Raw genomic sequence first — 19,435 nt, forward strand, 5'->3', positions numbered from 1 at the left:
CATTCATATGAATATTATTTCATTTGTTTTTTGTTTCGTCAAGGTTTGAAAAGAATCGACAGGGTAGCTGTCTTGAAGCTTAGACAACTAGTTAATTGGACAAAAAGAACCGAACAATTCGAAGCTTATCCATACGTACAAGCTCCTATTGTTCGGTTCTTTTAAGATACAAACTGCAAGAGAATTGGACCCTCATACAAACTCCCTATTCATCCGAGTAATCAAACGTATCCTGTAATTTCCCATCCTGTTTGTAAATTTTGGCAGCAGAATGCTTATTTTTAGCAATTTCCTTAGCACGCTCCACTGCTTCCTCTTTTTTATCAAAGGTATCGCTAGCTCGGCTGGCTTTTTCAGAAACAACGACCCACTTGTCCTCTTGGTATTTCACTTCGACATCGGCGTTCATTAATTTCTTAGCGTTCTTATCATGCTCGTGAGAATCATTTTTCTGAGGTGCTTTTGCTTTCTGGAAATCCTTCTTTTCATCCGCAGAAGCATCGGCGTACCATTTTTCGGCCTGGCTAGTAGCGATTGGGATTGCACGATCATCTGGATAGCCGTCATCTAAAAGTGCGTTAGCAATATCAATCGCTTTTTTCCGAATCAAGGGGTCCAGATTCTTCATTGACGCTGGGTAATCCTTCATATTCCAAGGCATAAAAAGTTCCTCCTTCAAATTATTTATACTTTTACCTTACTATGGAAAAGCTTTATTTTGAATTGATATGCTTATCTTACACAGAGTATGCGTTGAACAACAAAAATTTAATCCTTTCTTGTAGTATTATTTTTCAAACTTTCTCATGTAGATAAAAATATTTATTAGTTATTTTTAAACTTAAAATATCTTTTTCTATCTATACACAATTGTATATAAGAAAAAAATATCCTTCTGTTTCTCTAAAGACACTATATCAAAGTTAATTATATATTGAAAACAACCATCAAAAGTGATAATATAACCCAAAGTAATTATTACCAGTTAATAACAGTTAAAAGAAAGGAGGTCTCTATTGCGTATCTCAGTTTTCGGTTTAGGTTATGTAGGCTTATCAAACGCTTTATTGTTCGCTCAAAGTGAAGAGGTTTTAGGCTATGACATAAATGAATCCAAAATCCAACAATTACAAAATCAAAGTAGTCCTATTGACGAAAAGGAATTTCATGATTTTTTAAAGAAGGATTTGAATATAACTTTCACGAATAGTTTTGCTGAAGCAGCATCATATGGGGATTTATTTGTTATCGCTACGCCTACCGATTATGATGATGAATCAAATAGTTTTGACACTACTTCTGTAGAATCAATTATCACACAGATACTCGAAATCAACTCAAAGGCATTGTTCTTAATAAAATCAACGATTCCAATCGGCTATACCGACCATTTGAAGCAACACTTCTCCTCAAACAATTTTATTTTTTCTCCTGAATTTCTTAGAGAGGGAAAGTCTTTATACGACAATCTGTTTCCGTCAAGAATTATTGTCGGTGAGAAAAGTGAACGAGGGCAAAAAATCGCTGAACTCTTTTCCAAAAATGCGCGAATAGAAGATGTGCCTTGCTTACTAACAAACTCAAGAGAAGCCGAGGCAATTAAATTGTTTGCCAATACATATTTAGCCATGCGTGTTGCCTATTTTAATGAACTGGATTCGTATGCTGAATTACATGGATTAAATGCGAGCGATATTGTGAATGGCATTGGTTTAGATACTAGGATTGGAAATCACTATAATAATCCTTCCTTTGGTTATGGCGGCTATTGTTTGCCAAAAGACAGCAAGCAGCTATTGGCGAATTATAAAGATGTGCCGAATAACCTAATAAAAGCAATTGTTGCCTCAAATGACACGCGAATAGACTTTATTACTCGACAAATTCTTAAAAGGAAACCGAATGTTGTTGGTATTTATCGTTTAACGATGAAAGCAAATTCCGATAATTTTCGCCATTCCTCTATTCAAATAATTGCAAGCAAGCTCCAAGAAAAGGGATTAACAATCATTATCTACGAACCAATTATTGATGTTGTCAGTTATGAGGATGCTCGTGTTATTCGTGACCTGGCACAATTTAAAAAAGAGGCGGACATTATTGTGTCGAATCGTTTGGACCATGAGCTGACTGACGTTATCGATAAAGTATATTCACGAGATCTTTTTTTCAGAGATTAAGTTATCAGAAAGCCCTAAAGAAAGGATAATTCTACATGTTTTATGTTTGGCTTCTATCACTTCTTTATATAGTAGTGATGATTTTATGCGGAGTGATGATTTCACTTTCCGGAGGAGATAAAAATAGACTTGAAGATAAGGAGCAAATTGATGCTTCAAAAACAGTCTCTAAACGCAGTAAATGGCATAGGTTTACATTACTCGCCTACCTGCTATCTTTCATATTGGTTCTGTTTTATCATCATTATTCTATTAACAGTATTTTGTATTGGACCATCCCCTTTGTAGTAATTGCTTTTATGTGGAATGCCTTTCTAACGCTTTCCTCTTACTTCAACCCTATTTATGTCAAACCTGACAATCGTTCAATCAGTGAATTTCGAACAGCGGTAGTTATTCCGGTCTACAATGAGGACAAGGAGATTTTTAAAAAGGTTTTAGATAGCTTGTCCAATCAGACATGCTTACCTGATTATGTCTATGTCATTGAAGATGGTTCCCTTGAAGAAAACAAGTGTGAGGATTTATTTAATGATTGGAGAAATAAATTTTCAAACAAAGCAAAATATTTTTACAAAGAAAATGCAGGTAAACGAGAAGCACAAGCAGTTGCTTTTCAGGAACTGAATAATTTAGTAGACATCTTCATCACTATTGATAGCGATACTATTTTAAATGAAGATGCTATCGAGCAGGGTCTGTATCCATTCTTTGATGAAAAAATTATGTCGGTCGGTGGAGCCTTGTTAGACTATAATAATCGAGATAATTTTCTAACACGAGCAGTCGGTGTTTCCTTTGTCTCCGCTTTCTCCAATGGGCGATCCGCCTATTCCCGTTTGAAAGCCGTAAACGTTAATCATGGATGTTTGGCTTTTTATCGCTCGATCGTGATCGATACGTATATTGACCACTATTTATCACAAATCGTTTTCTCTCAAAAAGCCAAATTTGGTGATGATCGTATGTTAACTCAATACGCCTCGATTATGGGAGACACGGTGTATCAGGAAACCTCAATCGGCTATACCTTGAATCCAATAAAGCTCAGTCACCTCATGAGACAGCGCAGTCGCTGGTGGCGAAGTTTTTGGTGGGGAGGCCTCTGGTTTATCAAACATCAAAGTCCCAAAAGAGCAGCTTGGTGGATCCAGTTGAGCCATTTCATTTCTTTCGGCGCATATACTCCTGTGTTTATCGCTGTCTATTTTTATTATCCAATTATAAAGATGCAATTGCCAATAGTGGTATTGCTTTACATGATCGCTTTGGGCTATTTTAGAAATATCCGTACCCTGACTTTCGACAGAAATGATATGAGTAAGCTGTATCAATTTGTCTCGTATCTTTTGTTCTCGCCATTTTCAACATTGATCAATTTATTGATTTGCAGTATTCTGCAGATTTATGGTTTATTAACAGTCTGGAAAGTTGCGAATTGGGGCACAAGAAAAAATGTCGAAGTCGGAATTGATAAGGGAGAGTGATAGCACTCTTGTTCAAAACAACTTAATATATATAAACAGTTTAACTGAAGCGAAGGAAAGTTCTTTATTCACCAAAAACTAAAAAATTTAGTTTGAACGTGTTCGCTTTCTTATTCCATTCAGAATACTTCTGTCCCATTGTTAGAGTGCATTTTCATAAGAGAATGTACTTTTTTTATACCCTTTCTACAGTTGAGAATGAGACTGCCAAAACTATTTAATCTACAATAGAAAAAACCGTGAAGCAGACTCGATACTAAGCTATCGGCTACTTACACGGTTTATATCAGATTATTCAGGAATTTATTGCCCAATATCTGTTTGATTCTAGAGTACTTTAAGTCACTTTCAAAAAGTTCTGTCATTTTATCAGTAGACTACCTAATAAATTTCAACTAGTTCATCGCTGAAATTAAAAACTCCTCTTTGCCTATTTCTGTTTCATTCGTAAAGAGAATATCCTCGAAATCTTGAGAATTGGTCACTATGATCGGAATTTCCGTAATAAATCCTGATTCCTCGATCCCTTTTACATCAAAGGAAAGCAGCTTCTGTCCCTTCTCCACTCGATCCCCCTGATTGATATGAGCATTAAAGTATTTCCCATCGAGTTGAACCGTATCCAAACCTACATGGATCAATAATTCCAAGCCATCATCTGAAATGATACCGATCGCGTGTTTCGTAGGAAAGACACTCATGACTGTTCCATCGAAAGGTGAAACCACCTCGCCCTTTGTCGGCAGGATCGCTAATCCTTTTCCTAACAGGCCTTGAGAAAAGGCTTCATCTGTCCTCCTTCATGAAAAAAGACCCATCCATCACTAAACAAACATCTTCATTTCTGAAGACATTCCTAGTGTTGTAAATGGGTCTAGCTTGCTTACGCAATAACTATTCCATATGTACAAGTTTTCTTTTATGGCTTAACCATAGCATGGAACTTTTTTTATATCAACGGTTTTTTGTGCTTCTATCTTTTCTGACAGTATGACTCATTATAAGTAAAATGACTGTAGTTCATGGTAAAGTTTCCTGTTAAACAAAAATTTCCTGCACGATTATTTGGCTTCATCATTTAAAATATCAACGTTCTCCCAACCAAACTACGCCATTCTTCATTACATAGAACAGTTCTCCAGAAACCTTACTAGTCGAATAAGCGGACTCCTTAATCTCTTGAACTTCTTCAAATGAATAGATGCCGTCATTCATATCTTCCAATAATTCATTTTCTGACCATGCAGCTAAATCAAGTCCCTTATGCCAGATCAGCTCGCTAAAATTTTTGATAGTAACTTTCTCATTTACGGACTCAGCTTTTTCTATTTCTGCAAAAGTATTATCATAAAAATGAAGCATTTCTCTATAGCTCACAACTACTTGAGACTTCATAATATTCTCTTCAAAAATCCATATTCTCAAATAATATGGTTCATCTAATCTTTCTATTGTTTTCTTCCATGAATCGTATACATCTATTAATGCTTGAATGATCCTTTGTTTATACCAAAATGGCAGAGAGTATTGTGTAAATAACGAATAAAAAGATAGACTCCACAGCTTCACATAATCTCTAGAATTCTCTTCTAATTGCTCCATATCCATTTTCATGTAATAAGCTTTCCATCGTTCAATTTCTTTTACTCTTCGTTTCCAGCCTCTGATCTTACGCTTTCTAAAATCCGTTCTGTCAGTCATTTGTTCACCAGCTTTCCAAAAAATCATTATTTATATAGAGATTATCAATCCCACAGTATTTATTTGAATGATTAGATACCAAGTAATCCTATGCTAGCAGTTACTCATGCTTATTGTAAATGCATAATAGATTTATTCAGAGCTGTGTTAACGATAAAAGTGTTCAACTTATTGTTTCAAAAAATTTTTTTTTGCGGTATACAATGAACAAAAAATATCCAAGCTCTTAAGCACTTCAAAGCGTCATGCCTAGGAAACCAATCATTCTTCAACTCCACCTATCATATCAAATTATTAATATAATTCGATATGATAGTGTTCTCTGATAAGTAAGGTGGTTTTAAGGAGGTGGTTGTTCATTAACTGATAAGCAAACTGAAAGATTACTCAGGATTTTTGCTAAGAGAGGAAAATATGCTCATATGAGTCTAAATCAAGCTATTGCATCAATTGCTCAAACACATGGCACCTATTATAAAGTAATAAGTCGAAATTACCGTTCTCCAAAGACAAGAGAACGGATAGAAAGAATTGCTGAAGAGAATGACATAATGCTACCTCCAGTCGGTAGCATAAAATTTTAGAAAATGAACGTATCCATACAAAAAAACCCCTTCAATCTATCCCGTGGAACTCAGCCACTTTCTAAAATTGAAGGGAGTATTTGTTTATTTTTTAGAACAATGGTGATAGGTCTTCATGAGACAACGCTACTGCATCCACTTCTTTCGCATTGAATCCGGTTAATCGGAAGGAAAGATTGAACTTTTCAAAGGTTGTCCGATATTTTTCTAATTGCCATTGTCCGCAGGAATAGCTGCCTAATGCGTTTTGTTTATAATCAAGATTTACGACTACGTAGTCTCGTTTGGCTAAATCGCAGGTATGTTTGGCATTGTCCAAGTCACATTCCTCGTAATAGGATGTACTGAAATTGAACCCATCATTATTTGCGGCGAATAGTCCTTGACCACGATCGTCTATCCACGCAGCCCATCTCGTGTCCATTCTATTTCCGCTTGCCTGTGGAACTACATAATTTGTAAACATATCCTCAACCGTTGAATTGTAGACACCGAGATAGCCTGCTTCTTTTGAATCTGCGTAATTTTCTCTTGGTCCTCGTCCTAAATATTTCACTTGATTCATCTCTTTATTTACATGCATAGTTACGCCTAGTCGTGGCAACATATCTGGCGCAGTATCGATTTTCCCACTAGGAATACCTTCTAAATTGAATAGAATATCCCCGCTTCCACAGATTGTGTACGTGTAGGTACACTTGTAATGCCAAGCACTATTTGTCGTTGAATTGATGGTTTGAACGATAACCTGCACTGAGTGATCGGTTTTCTTCCATTCAAAAGAACTCACAATTTCATGCTCTAAATGAAGGAAATGTTCCTTCTTCATTTCATCGATAATTTCCATATCATTACTGATTGGTGCCCGCCACATAGTGAATTTCGGACCTCGTTCAATAATCTTCTGGCCGTTTCTCATCAGCTCTAGAAGTGTTCCTCGAACAGTATCAAATGTGACTGTGAAGTTCGTTCCGGTAACACTTAGACTAGTTTCAGACTGCTCAACCTGTAAGCTGCCGCTTGGAATAACTTCGATACCAGCTGTCTTGATCGGAAGCTCAAAATTCGCAGATGCTAATTCATATCCCTTTGGTGCATAGGGAGTCGTCGCTTTTAACTGATAAGAGATATGCAAGAAGTAGCTTGCGCCAGATTTTGGTGTGAAATCTAAGTGATACGGCAACGTCATTTTTATTTTCTCACGTGCTGGAATCGAAGGTAAGGCGATCGTTCCATCTTCGATAAGCGTTTCGTCTTCAAAAATTGAATAATACAAATCAAAAATCTGCAGGTTTTGGAAATCAAAGCGGCTTAATAATTCGATTTCACCCGTTTTCAGATCAATCGCCGTCGTCTGAATTGGTTCAATGACTTTTTTGTATTCATACAAGCTTGGTGAAGGCGTACGATCTGGCATCAGCATGCCATCAATACAAAAATCTTTATTAGAAGGATCATCGCCAAAATCACCGCCATAACGGTAATATTTTTCACCGTCCTCAGTATAAGACTCGATTCCATGATCAAACCATTCCCAAATAAAACCACCCTGCAGCTTCTCATGTGCATAAAACAGGTCTTGATAATCCTTTAGATTTCCTGGTCCATTTCCCATCGCATGACCATACTCGCACAGAATATGCGGCTTTTTCGATTCCTCAATGACCGTCTTCATCAATGGTTTTTTCGTAGGATGCTCCAACCAGGTATACATTGTTGAATAGATATCTGCGGCCTCTACCTCAAAGTCTCCCTCGTAGTGAACTAACCGAGTAGAGTCCATTTCTTTTGCGACCTCGGTCATCTTCACAAAATTGGTGCCAAAAGCTGATTCATTTCCTAGTGACCACATTAAAATGGATGGATGGTTTTTATCCCGTTCGATCATTCTAACCATTCTGGAAACATACGCCGTTTCCCATTTGGGATCATTACTGATCCAATCATATTTTCCAGTTAATTCAAACCCGTGACATTCTAGATCTGTCTCATCGATCACATACATTCCGTATTCATCACACAACTCATACAAATAGGAAGAAGCCGGATAATGACTCGTTCGAATAGCATTGATGTTGAATTGCTTCATCAAAATGATGTCTTGTTCAATCTCTTCCTTGGCTACAACGCGGCCATTTCTAGAGTTGTAATCATGACGATTGACGCCTTTAAACTTGATTGCTACACCGTTGACTAAGAAAACATCACCTGCTAGTCGAATATTTCTAAAGCCGACCTTTTGAGGAATGACCTCAACCAGTTTTTCGCCTTCATAAACAGAGATTAGCAATTGATAGAGCTCAGGTGTTTCTGCCGTCCAGTGGGCAACATTAGGAATCTCAGCATGAAAACTTGTCTGCCCATCGGTTATCTGTTGGCTCAATACCTTTTTACCCGCTCGATCACGCAGCTCCACTTCAATGTGTTGCCCCTTTTCCTCACGAAGCGTAAATGACAGTTCCAGTAACCCATTCTTATACTCGTCATCCAAATCAGCAACAACCTTAAAATCATTGAGTCCTTCAAATGGAACGCCAAGCAATTCCACATCTCTAAAAATTCCGCTAAGCCACCACATATCCTGGTCCTCTAAATAGGTACCATCAGACCATTGATAGACCCTTACTGTCAAATCATTCGCGGATTCCTTGTGGACAAACTCAGTAATGTCAAACTCTGCTTCGTTTCTAGCACCTTTACTATAGCCAATCTCATGCCCGTTAACCCAAACATGAAAAGCTGAATCAACACCGCAAAAACGCAGAATCATTTTTTTGCCCTCAAAGCTGTCATCGATCATAAATTGCCGTTTGTAGATCCCCGTTGGATTTTCTGTAGGGACATAAGGCGGATTTATCGGAAAGTTATACCATAGATCGGAATAATGCATTTTACCGTATCCTTGAACCTGCCAATTACCAGGAACTTTGATATCCGCCATTTCTCCTGTGTCAAAATCCGGCTCATAAAACTTGCTTGGACTATATTCTGGCGCATCTACTAATAGAAACTTCCAGAGACCATTTAAATTTTTAAAGGCATGTGTATACTTGTTTTCATTTATCAAGGCCTTCTCCTTCGTTGGAAAAGTCGAAAAATGAGCGTGTGGCTCTAACCGATTGATATGATCTACTTGATAGTTTTCCCAAATTTTCATTTACCTGTCACCTCTACATTTGTCTTTTTGTTGATTATTAATTTTCTTTCATAACGTTTCCAGCAAATCCAAGCAAATCCCATAAATATCACTAAGCCCACGATGTTGTATATCAGCATTCCGATTGGGCTTGCTTCACCTGCTGGCAATGTGCCATTTACCTCAGCCATAATCAGCTGCGGATCAGGTACCGTCGACATAAAGAACACAAAAATGAAAAGCAGAAGCAAGGCGACACCTGCAAAAATTCCAAATGGACGACTCCCGAATCGGAAACTGCGGGGCATGGAATCCTTCTTCAAACGTAAGCCAATATAGGCAATCAATAGAAATAGTACAGGTAATAAAGAAGTCGATGCGGTCATATTGATCAATGTGGAAAGGAAGCTGTCCATGTTACCGATCCCTAAAGCCGGAATAATCAGCAGCATTGTAACGATCACTCCTTGCACGATCAAGGCATTGGTCGGATTTCCTTCTTCATTCGTTTTCACTAGCCATTTACCAAATACTCCTTCTGGAATTTCTGAGAAAAACACTTTCACAGGTGCAGCTGTCCATAACGCCAATGATCCAAGACTGCCGATAAACAAGATTAAGCCAACGAGACGAACCATCACACCGCTTGGAATGTGGAAATGAGCACCTAAAATCTTGAAGATGTCGAATATCCCATTTGAGAAATTTCCTTTCAGTACATCTGTGGGAACGACAAAGCCTACAGCTACGGCACCTAAAACATACATGATTCCAACAACAATCGTAGCTCCGATCATCGTCCGTACAAAGGTTCTATTGCCCCCCTTAACGTCCTTGATGTACACACCGATACTTTCACCGCCGCCAACAGCTTGCAAGATCCAAGCCATCGTCATGAAAAAGGTCCAGTTAAAGCTTGGTGTGATCGACTGCATCGTAAAATCCTGCGCCGGCTCTTTGCCGAAACCAAGCACAACCACGAAGGCTAAAACAACAAAAGCCACGCCCATGAACAATCGAGCACTGCCGGCAAAGCTCGTGACCTTCGAGATCCAAGATACACCCTTAATACAAACCCAGGTCATCAGCCAAAAAAGAAAAATTGAAATGATAGCAATAATTATCGTGCTGTTGCCGCCTTGAAAAACATTTCTTCCTCCGAAAGCATACGAACCATAGATCAATGTGTTCGGCAACAAGGAACAGAAGTAAAATAAATTAACAAAGAAATAGGACCATGCACCTAAAAACGCCCACTTCTCGCCCAAAACCGATTGCAGCCAGCTATGAACCCCCGACTCCTTTCCTGAGTTAGCAGATGCAAATTCCGCGATCATCAAAATGAACGGTAAAAAATAGAAGATACTGCCGAACAAATAACCGGGAATCGTCGCTAACCCAATCTGAATACTGTTGTTGACAATGCTGGGAAAAGCGAATACTGCTGAAAAGGTCATCAGCATTAATGCAACCGACCCCAAGCGCTGTCTTGAACTAGAGTTTTCCATCTCAAACATCCTTTCAATAGTTAATTACACATTGATTTTATAGCGCTTTCATGATATAAAAAATAAGAAATGTTTCCAAAAACTTGTAATAATGTTGACTCTTTAAAAATTCCTCTGAAGGAGTGATCGGATGTACAGCTCTTTACCAAACGACATCAGCATTTTAATCAACAATGATGACTTAAGTTCGGAATTCCATATCTGTGAGGTTGGTTATGAGAAATGCCGCTCAACCAAGCCTACCGAATACGCACCAATTGATTATTGGGTGATTCATTATTGTATCGAAGGAGAAGGATTTTTTTCCACGCCGTTCTTTCCTGAAAGAAAAATCACGGCTGGTGATTTTTTTATCATTCCTTCGAATTGTAAAAATGTGTATTACCCCAATCGTGAGGACCCTTGGCAATACAGATGGGTTGGTTTTTCTGGAAGTCTAATGGATCATTATTTTTCAAAATTGAAATTGGACAAGCATAATTGTGTGATCAGTCATTCCTTTGATCATCGGATCGATGTCCTTTTTCAAGATATTTATGACTCCTTCAAAAAGGACAATCATTTTCGTACAACGGCGTCTTCCTTCATTCTATTCGATACCATTGATAAAATTAATCTAAAAACCAATGATACCTCTCAAAGTGAACACCTTTTTAAAACCATTTTGAACTATATTGATGACAATATGTCGGAAAATCTCAGTGTCAATCAGATTTCAAAAGCCAACAGTATTGATCGGACGTATCTGTACAAATTATTTCAAACCCACAAGGGAATCGGCCCAAGTGAATATATTCAGGAGTTAAAGCTTCAAAAGGCTTGCTCACTCCTGCGGAAAAGTTCACTGACCATCACTGAGATCGCTTATGAAACAGGCTTTTCTTCCTCTTCCTATTTTTCGAAATTCTTTCATTCTAAGCTGGAGATCGCCCCTTCAACCTATCGGAAAAAATTTATTATTAATTGATTCCAGACAAAAAAGCTGCGGAAAAGTTCCGCAGCTTTTGCTTATTCCTAATCTCTCCGATGCACCACTTATCAACCTCAATACTAGCTAAAAAAATCAGTAAGAACATTGTCGACTTAGCAATTCCCTATATTGTTTAAGCGTGATAAAAAATTTCTCTGTATTTTGTAAAGTGGCATTTTTCATTTAGGGCAAGATTACACCCAAATTGTCGGCAATTTTTCTAATTCTATTTTTGGTTTCTTCATAAACGTAATCTAAATTGATTACTCTGTAATAGGTTCTACGCGTGATTGCAAGCTTATTTATTGCTTGAGATACTGGAACCCGGTGCCTATTTTTATAAATGAGTAGCAAGCGTTCAATCTGCTTATCAGACAATTGACTTCCACCACGTTTTCCACGTAGATCTTTTCTCCTTTTTTCTTTCATTTCTGAAGTTAATTCTTCTTTACTACGTTTTTTCTGATAAATAAATGGCCTCATTTCTTTTAAATTTTCACTCGTATCATATGAATCTTCTAAACCAACATCTGTATCAGACAGTATTCTGAGCAACGATTCATATATTTCAGATAATTCATTTATCTCCTTGTCAGTAATAACAAGATCATCAATTGATTCATTTATTTCTTTGTTAGCAATGACAGGATCATCAATTTGATAGGTATCATTCTCGTTTAGTTCAAGCTGTTTTCTTTCCTTTATAAGTTGATTATCCAAATAGATATTCTTACGATAGTTCTCTAATTGCTCCTCCAATTCCCTGATTCTTTCTTGTGCCTTCTTGTTTTCAATATCTAGTTTATTTGCCTTTAATCGTTCTTGTTCATATTTTATTCTTTTTTCCTCTTGATCTGTTTTTTTTATTTGAAAAAAAATCTCTCGTTCCTCCCTTAACTTGTCATTTTCTTCTTTCAATCTCTCTGCCTCTTTTATCCATTCAAATAAAATAAAATGAACCTCTTCATAATTTCTAGCTTTAAGCAGGATTCCCGCTTCAGTTTTTTGGGTTAATTTGAGTAACAAATCATATGTACTTTCATGCTTTTTTACAGTCTTTCCTTTTTCCATACGCCCATCTCCTTTTGTATCTTTTATATTAATATAAAAGATACAATATATATTGAATTAATTCAATACATGTCATCACTGAAGCGCCCATGTTTTTAATCTCTGATCTTTCCATGCATTGCTTGTTTTAAATATTTTTTCACTTTCTATTTCTTCTCTTAAATTTTAGAAATCTGATAATTGTTTGCTTTCCCTTTTTTTGATGCACCAAATCTCATCATTAATCAATGTACGATTCTGTTCAATTAATTAAACTTTTTTGTTTTTTTATCCACTGTAAGAAATCAGTCTTGGATAAAAAATCTTAAGATAAAACATCCTATCTACGATACCACTCCATCACTACCGAAATGATTTGATATTTTTCTTCTGGAGAAAAATTACTTCTCTTAGACACACAAAACTCCCTACCAAAGTAGATTTGGAATTTTTGTTTCTTTCCTTGTCTACTTTAATAGGGAGCATATCAAATCTCCTCAGCTTTCGCCTATTTCTAATCTAGCTGATAGGTCCACTGATTATTATACAGTGAGAAGCGTTCTGCTCGATATGCCCAAGCACTTGTAGGAAAATCGCTAAGATCAACATTGAGAACTGTCTCACCGTCTTCGGTGACTTCCATAATCGAGCTGGTCTGGCCTTCATCACGGAATCCAAAATTGACTAGCCGATTACCGGTATTGTTCAAGTAACGGGCACTACCAATGATTTTAGTGTAATAGTCTTTACCTAGGTCCTCGCCGAAGGTCCAAACTTCTTCGATGGTCATTTCTTTTTCATTGATACGAACCTGACGAGCTTCCGAATATTTCTCGGAGTCTGCTTCATCGCCGCGTGTAACGGAGATATTATTATCGTAATACAAAATATCCGTTGTATCCTCATTATCATCCTGATCTGGCAGAACGATCGCTGCGTGTTGTCCACCGCTGGATTTGACATCGCCGTCTAAGAAATATTTCTGGTAGCTGTCTGGCCAGCCGCTGCTGTCGCCCATGATCCATTTGATCTCGTTTGTGGAATAATCAATTTTCATCACTGTGTCTTGATGCCTCCCAGAAATAATGATGCTGTCGTCTGCTTCATCATACTCCACTGAATTTTGGTGGAACCAATCATTCTTGCCGTCTTCACGACTTGTGGAATCATATTCTTCATAGAAGGATTCAGGTAAAATATCCTTTAGATCAATCGTTTTTTCGATTTCGCCTGTTTCGCGGTTTAATTCGATCATTGTGTCCTCAATATGATTACTGCCGTCATTCACCGTTAATAATAGGTTGCCACTTGGCAGCTCGATACCATCATGATGAATAACCGTCATTTCCCCTTCGCTCTTCCCTGTATCATTTGCCGCACTAGAGCTGGAAAAATCGTAACGTTTGTAGATTTTTCCTAAGTAGTCCGTCTCTAGCAACACGTTATAGGTCTCTGCGTCGTTGGATTCTTTGGTCAGATATAATAGATTCCCATTGTTCAATTCTTGAAAAATATGACTGTTGTAACGGGTTGAATACCAGCGAACGTCTCCATTGGCATCAAATGCATAGGCCCGTTTGGTACTTGGGACGACGAAGATCAATTCGCTGTCGCCAATGTCCATTTTAGTTGTATCTGCTTCTTTGACATCGATGTTGGCAATGGATTTAGCTAACGTTCCTGTTTTTATCGTTACTTTTTTCTCCACGCTATTTCCTGATTCATCGGTCAACGTCACTGTCACTTCATTTTCCTTATCTGCATATAAACCTAAAACTGGGATACTATGATCGGTTGTATACTCGTCAAAACTGTTGTTGATCGTGGTCGCATCATCCTTACCTGCGATTGAAATGTCCACCTTCATTGCTTCTTCCGTCTGGAAAAGCAAAAGCGCCGATAATGGGCTGGCATCATAAGGATCAAGTTTCACATAAATGTTGTCTTCATCGTAGTCACCGCTTTCCAAAAGCAATTGATACTTCTCTTCTTTTTCCGTCTGATTCTCTTGCCACTCTTCATTCAAAGAAACGGAGAGCGCATCTGCCTCTGTCTCGTTTGTTACTGTGCCGCTCACGCCACAACCTGCTAAACAAACGGTCATTCCAATAAAAAATGTTACCTTCTTTAGTGCTGTTTTCATTCACTTCCTCCTCATTCGTACTAGCTGCACCGATATCCTTTTTGCTTAAGATACTTGGCTGAATTCTTGATTTTTTAGTTCATATACCACATCGCAGCCTTTAGCGACGTCCTGTTCGTGGGTAACTAAAATAATGCATTTCTTTTGCTCATGCGCAATCTCTTGGAAAAGCTTAACGATCTCGCCGGAAGTGGCTTCATCCAAGTTTCCAGTGGGTTCATCCGCAACGATCAGATCATGTTCACAGCATAAAGCTCTAGTAATTGCGACCCGTTGCTGTTGTCCACCAGATAGCATCGTTACTTTTTTCTCTGCTAGCTCCTTGGTAATGCCGACTTTTTCCAAGTTCGCTAAGGCATAGGCCTTTTTATCAGCTTGCTGGCTTTGAGCGATCTCCATCGCTGTCACTACATTGTCTACTGCCGATAAATACGGCAGTAGATTATAGGCTTGGAACACGATCGATACATCTTTACGTCGATATTCTCGCAATCCAATTTTTTTCAGCGACTTGTTGTCATAGAGAATTTCTCCGCTTTTTGGTGTGTCTAGCCCTGCGATCAAGGATAAAAAAGTCGTTTTCCCTGAGCCGCTCGTTCCTAAAATGGCGTACATTTTGCCTTTTTCAAAGGTTAGATTGACCTTTTCAAATAGAGGCCCGTTGTTTTCGTACCAGTAGCCCAAATCTTTCGTTGATAGTGTCATAAAAATTTCCTCCTTTTTCACTTTTCCACTATCGGGAAAAATGAGTTCGATTTTCAAGCCGTATATCATCTAACTAAGAATTTTGCTCCTTGATGTTCTATATTTGTGCGTTAATTCTTCGCTTCAATAGAAACTGTGAAACGTTAGACTCATAACCTTCGTTTATGAAATCAAGATTTTCTTTGGATTCAATCGCAGGATTCCTGCAGATGATAAGACAATCGAGAATAAGCTGATTCCCAATCCTATTCCCGCAAGACTGAGAATTTCGGCTGGCTGCATTGAGATATTCAATTCTTGGATTTCTTCGGTTTGACTAAATGGATTGCTGCCCATCTGTCTACCACCAGGTCCGTCGCCATTTCCACCGCTAGGCATTTGACCTTGCCCCGGCCCATCATTTCCGGCCGCGTCGGCTTGTCCATCCGCATTTTGAGAAGTTGTTTGCTGGCTCAGTAATTGATTCCCCACAGCATTTCCCACAACATTTCCACTGGCCGCCGCGATCCCTAATGCAAAAATCATGCAGACGAAAATTTCAACGAAAAATTGTGAAATCACTTTGCTTCGGGATTCACCTAGTGAAAGCAGGACACCAATCTCATATTTCCGTTCGCGGATTGACAGCATAATGATCAAGGTCAAAATAATCACACCCGCCACCGCTACTAAAATCACGATATTCTTGGCAAAGCTTGAGACATTATTCAATGGTTGAAGCATTTGCTGATACATTTGGTCATTGGTTTCTAAACTGAATGTCTCTGTATCGATCAGCTTGTTAGCATTCTTGACAAAGCTGTCCATGTCCTTGTCCATGTCCTTAGGATCATCTAAATTGTAGACAGCCGAATCGATTGTTTTTCCATCTGAACCTGTTAAGGTGTTTACCATCGTATAGGAAGAGAAAATGGTATTCGCCGGATTCATAAAGTTGAAACGAGTGCCCATACTATCACCAGAATCACTGGTTTTGTAGATCCCTTTGATCGCTACTTCCACATCCTTATCATCGGTATCCTTGATTTTGAATTTATCGCCGACACTTAAGTCATTGGCTTCTGCCAAGCTTTGTTCGATCAATACATTATTTGTTCCCTCATCTTCAGCAGTGATTGCCTCACCTTCTACTATGCTGGCCGTTCCTGAAGAAAAATCACTATATGAACTGCTTTTCGACACCCCTTTGATTTGGAAATCCCCTTGACTCATCCCGCCTGGTGCTCCTTGTCCGCCAAATCCAGCGGCCTGCTCATCGGAAGCTTCTTCCTCGCTGTCACTATCGCTTGAGATTGGGGTGATTCCCGTACTCTTGTCAGCGGAAGTGGTGGCCTCAAAGGAATAAGATTTAACATTCGAAAGCTTGGCGATTTTTTTCGCGTCACTCAAATTCACAGGTGTCCGTTCAAAGCTGCCAGGATCTGGTCGACTACTTTCCTCGTCCGAATCTGTATCGGATTCTGACCGCTGGCCAAACATCGCCTCGCGATTTGTCGATAAGGTAACTGTTGCGCCAACACTTTTCTTCGCATTTGTTGTTGCCAATTCAGCACCGCTGCGGATTGTCAAACCCGCTAATACAAAAATTAATATGGCAGAAAAAACAGCAATCATGATGATGCTTCGTCCTTTCTTAGCCCAAAGGCTTTGAATCGCCCGTTTGATGTAGTTCATATTGGTTCCCCCTTCATTTGTCTGCCTGTAGAATAATCAAGTTGTCTTAACCGAAGCTTAAGCACTGCGAAAAAAGGTTTAAGGTTGATTTAGGAAAGCATGGTACACTGTATTCGTAAACGAAATGGGAGGAAAGAAATCCATGATAAATCTATTAATAGTAGAAGATGAGGCGACACTTTCAGATAATATAAAAGAAATTTTGACGGATCTTGGGGAAATCACGCAGGTCTATGACGGTGAAGAAGGCTTGTTTGAAGCAGAAAGCGGTGTGTATGATCTGATTTTGCTGGATTTGATGCTGCCTGAAAAAAACGGCTACGAGGTTTTAGCAGAATTACGGGAGAAAAATATCCAAACTCCAGTATTAATTTTGACTGCTAAGGACGCACTGGAGGATAAGGTCACTGGCTTTCAAAAAGGAGCCGATGATTATTTGACAAAGCCCTTTTACCGCGAAGAGCTGATCATGCGGGTCAAGGCATTATTGAAGCGTTCCTTAGGATTGTTCGCAGAAAATCAATTAGTCTATAAAAATATCACCTGCAACCTTGCCACTAAAGAAGTCACCATTGATGATGACGTTCTGCCAATCCAAGGAAAAGAATTTGATCTCTTAGTCTATTTCATCCAAAACAAAGGCGTGATCCTGACTAAGGAGCAGATTTTTGATCGCATCTGGGGCTTTGATTCGGATACGACCATCACAGTCGTTGAGGTTTATATGAGCCATTTACGAAAACATTTGAAGCCGTCTGGTATCGATCAGCTGTTTAAAACACTACGGAACGTCGGCTATATCTTACAAAAGGATTGACGCTATGAATACTGAGATTTCAAGAAAGCAACGCCTAAAATTTTTCTTCATCAATGTCGCCGCCTTTGCGGGAATCTTTCTGCTGCTGGGCTTTATCACTTTGCAGCTGCTTCAAAGCTCGGCTTATCGTCAGACTGACCTTTCCTTAAGCCAAATGGCTGAAAACGAACATCTAATCGAAATGGAAATCACGCGCTATCAGCAAGGAAATCCTTTTTTAGCACAAATGCCGAATGATCAGCGGATGGACAAGGGACCAGATGGCAACAATCGCTTCAATACTCAGATCATCCTATGGTCTAAAGATGGAAAAATCCTGAACAAAGACGTTTTAGGCGGCCGTTTTACCGAATTGGAAAACTTGGCTTTGGATAAGAAGAATTTGGATTCGATCGAGGCACTGAATTTGAAAAGCACCTCCGATTCAGCTCAAAAGCTCTCTTTTCGCTCCTATACGATCAAAGCCAACCAAGAGGATGGCATCGCCTATATTCAATTTTTAGCAAATACCAATCAAATCGCGGACTCCATGAAAACCTTTGAGACGACACTCGTTCTTTGTATGGTAGTCTTTTGGCTAATCTCCATTGGGATAAGCTTTTATATCTCAAAGATGAACATGCAGCCGATCATGAACTCTTGGCGCAAGCAGCAGGAATTTGTCGAAAATGCCTCTCACGAATTGCGCACGCCGCTGGCTATCATTCAAAACAGCCTGCAGCAATTGTTCACCCGGCCGGAGCACACGATTTTGGAGGAATCAGAGCCAATCGCACAGGCCTTGAATGAAACTCGCCGAATGAACAGCCTGACCGAAGACCTGCTGACGTTGGCCCGCAGCGACTCGAATCAATTACTTCTGCAAAAAGAAGCGGTGGAACCAAAAGCCTTCATTCAGCAGCTAGCTCAGCCCTTCCAGGAAATCGCGGAAATGAATGATAAGCAGTTCATATTGGAAAATTTCGCCGACCAAGAAATGCAGATCGATGAAAAACGCATTCATCAGGTCCTCGTGATTTTATTGGATAATGCTCTAAAATACACCGAAGCCAAAGAAAAAATTGTTTTGCAATCCGAAATATCCAATGACAGCTGGCTGATCGAGGTCAAAAACAACGGACCCTCTATCAACGACGAAGACAAACGACATATATTCGAACGCTTCTATCGCGAAGACCGCTCCCGCTCCAAAGAAACCGGCGGCTACGGCCTCGGCCTTGCCATCGCCAAGCAAATTATCACCCAGCACAAAGGCAAACTGACTGTACGCGACTGGGAACCTAGAGGCGTCGTGTTTCAGATTCGATTGCCGATGAAATAAAAAATTCAAATGCATAAGCCCGCGGCTATCGGCCGCGGGCTTTTTGCATGTCTATTTACTCCCACCTTGGTTTTTAACCCGATTGCGCGTTGTATTTGTAGAGATTAGTTGCCACAACTAATCAAGCTAATGGTGAAACAATCAGCCCCTCTTTTAGTG

The 19,435-nt window shown here is 39.1% G+C and carries 13 protein-coding genes and 1 pseudogene; 5 read left to right on the forward strand and 9 right to left on the reverse strand.

Going from position 1 to position 19,435, the window contains the following annotated elements:
* Positions 1-205: 205 nt before the first annotated feature.
* Positions 206-661, reverse strand: a complete 456-nt coding sequence (locus IGI67_RS18480) for a DUF2188 domain-containing protein (protein WP_429958775.1) — start codon at positions 659-661, stop codon at positions 206-208.
* Between the two features lie 355 nt (positions 662-1,016).
* Here IGI67_RS18480 and IGI67_RS18485 point away from each other — a divergent pair, with 355 nt between their 5' ends.
* Together IGI67_RS18485 and IGI67_RS18490 are read left to right on the forward strand one after the other, a co-directional pair.
* The gene (locus tag IGI67_RS18485) at positions 1,017-2,180 is read left to right on the forward strand and encodes a nucleotide sugar dehydrogenase (protein ID WP_429958776.1); all 1,164 of its coding nucleotides are present in this window, start codon (positions 1,017-1,019) and stop codon (positions 2,178-2,180) included.
* Positions 2,181-2,215: 35 nt separating this feature from the next.
* Positions 2,216-3,667: a glycosyltransferase gene (locus tag IGI67_RS18490; RefSeq protein WP_429958777.1), complete on the forward strand. Its 1,452-nt coding sequence runs from the start codon at positions 2,216-2,218 to the stop codon at positions 3,665-3,667.
* 395 nt (positions 3,668-4,062) lie between these two features.
* Here IGI67_RS18490 and IGI67_RS18495 read toward each other — a convergent pair.
* The 4 genes and pseudogenes from IGI67_RS18495 to IGI67_RS18510 all read right to left on the reverse strand — a co-directional run.
* A pseudogene (locus IGI67_RS18495) lies at positions 4,063-4,458 on the reverse strand (PTS sugar transporter subunit IIA); the annotation flags it as partial.
* Between the two features lie 295 nt (positions 4,459-4,753).
* Positions 4,754-5,368 (reverse strand): hypothetical protein, encoded by a 615-nt coding sequence (locus IGI67_RS18500; RefSeq protein ID WP_429958778.1) that lies wholly within the window; start codon positions 5,366-5,368, stop codon positions 4,754-4,756.
* 675 nt (positions 5,369-6,043) lie between these two features.
* Complete coding sequence (ebgA, locus tag IGI67_RS18505) at positions 6,044-9,109, reverse strand: beta-galactosidase subunit alpha (protein ID WP_429958779.1); 3,066 nt, start codon at positions 9,107-9,109, stop codon at positions 6,044-6,046.
* Positions 9,106-10,596 (reverse strand): amino acid permease, encoded by a 1,491-nt coding sequence (locus tag IGI67_RS18510; RefSeq protein ID WP_429958780.1) that lies wholly within the window; start codon positions 10,594-10,596, stop codon positions 9,106-9,108. Before IGI67_RS18510 ends, ebgA begins: the two co-directional genes overlap by 4 nt.
* A gap of 130 nt (positions 10,597-10,726) precedes the next feature.
* On the opposite strand from IGI67_RS18510, the gene IGI67_RS18515 reads away from it, so the two are divergent.
* Positions 10,727-11,563 carry an AraC family transcriptional regulator gene (locus IGI67_RS18515; RefSeq protein WP_429958781.1) on the forward strand — a complete coding sequence of 279 codons (837 nt, stop codon included), beginning with the start codon at positions 10,727-10,729 and terminating at the stop codon, positions 11,561-11,563.
* Positions 11,564-11,749: 186 nt separating this feature from the next.
* On the opposite strand, the gene IGI67_RS18520 is transcribed toward IGI67_RS18515, so the two are convergent.
* From IGI67_RS18520 to IGI67_RS18535, 4 genes are all read right to left on the reverse strand, one after another.
* On the reverse strand, positions 11,750-12,637 hold the full coding sequence (locus IGI67_RS18520) for a hypothetical protein (protein ID WP_429958782.1): 888 nt from the start codon (positions 12,635-12,637) through the stop codon (positions 11,750-11,752).
* Positions 12,638-13,130: 493 nt separating this feature from the next.
* Complete coding sequence (locus IGI67_RS18525) at positions 13,131-14,759, reverse strand: aryl-sulfate sulfotransferase (protein WP_429958783.1); 1,629 nt, start codon at positions 14,757-14,759, stop codon at positions 13,131-13,133.
* A 45-nt stretch (positions 14,760-14,804) separates the two neighbouring features.
* Positions 14,805-15,464, reverse strand: a complete 660-nt coding sequence (locus tag IGI67_RS18530) for an ABC transporter ATP-binding protein (protein ID WP_429958784.1) — start codon at positions 15,462-15,464, stop codon at positions 14,805-14,807.
* A gap of 162 nt (positions 15,465-15,626) precedes the next feature.
* Complete coding sequence (locus IGI67_RS18535; RefSeq protein ID WP_429958785.1) at positions 15,627-17,138, reverse strand: ABC transporter permease; 1,512 nt, start codon at positions 17,136-17,138, stop codon at positions 15,627-15,629.
* Positions 17,139-17,280: 142 nt separating this feature from the next.
* Here IGI67_RS18535 and IGI67_RS18540 point away from each other — a divergent pair, with 142 nt between their 5' ends.
* Entirely contained in the window at positions 17,281-17,955 is a 675-nt protein-coding gene (locus IGI67_RS18540; RefSeq protein WP_207108350.1) for a response regulator transcription factor, read from the forward strand.
* A gap of 4 nt (positions 17,956-17,959) precedes the next feature.
* Positions 17,960-19,276, forward strand: a complete 1,317-nt coding sequence (locus IGI67_RS18545; protein WP_429958786.1) for a sensor histidine kinase — start codon at positions 17,960-17,962, stop codon at positions 19,274-19,276.
* Positions 19,277-19,435 lie beyond the last annotated feature (159 nt).

Origin of the sequence: Enterococcus sp. AZ196, from assembly GCF_050498845.1 — a bacterium.
Taxonomy (GTDB): domain Bacteria; phylum Bacillota; class Bacilli; order Lactobacillales; family Enterococcaceae; genus Enterococcus_A; species Enterococcus_A murrayae.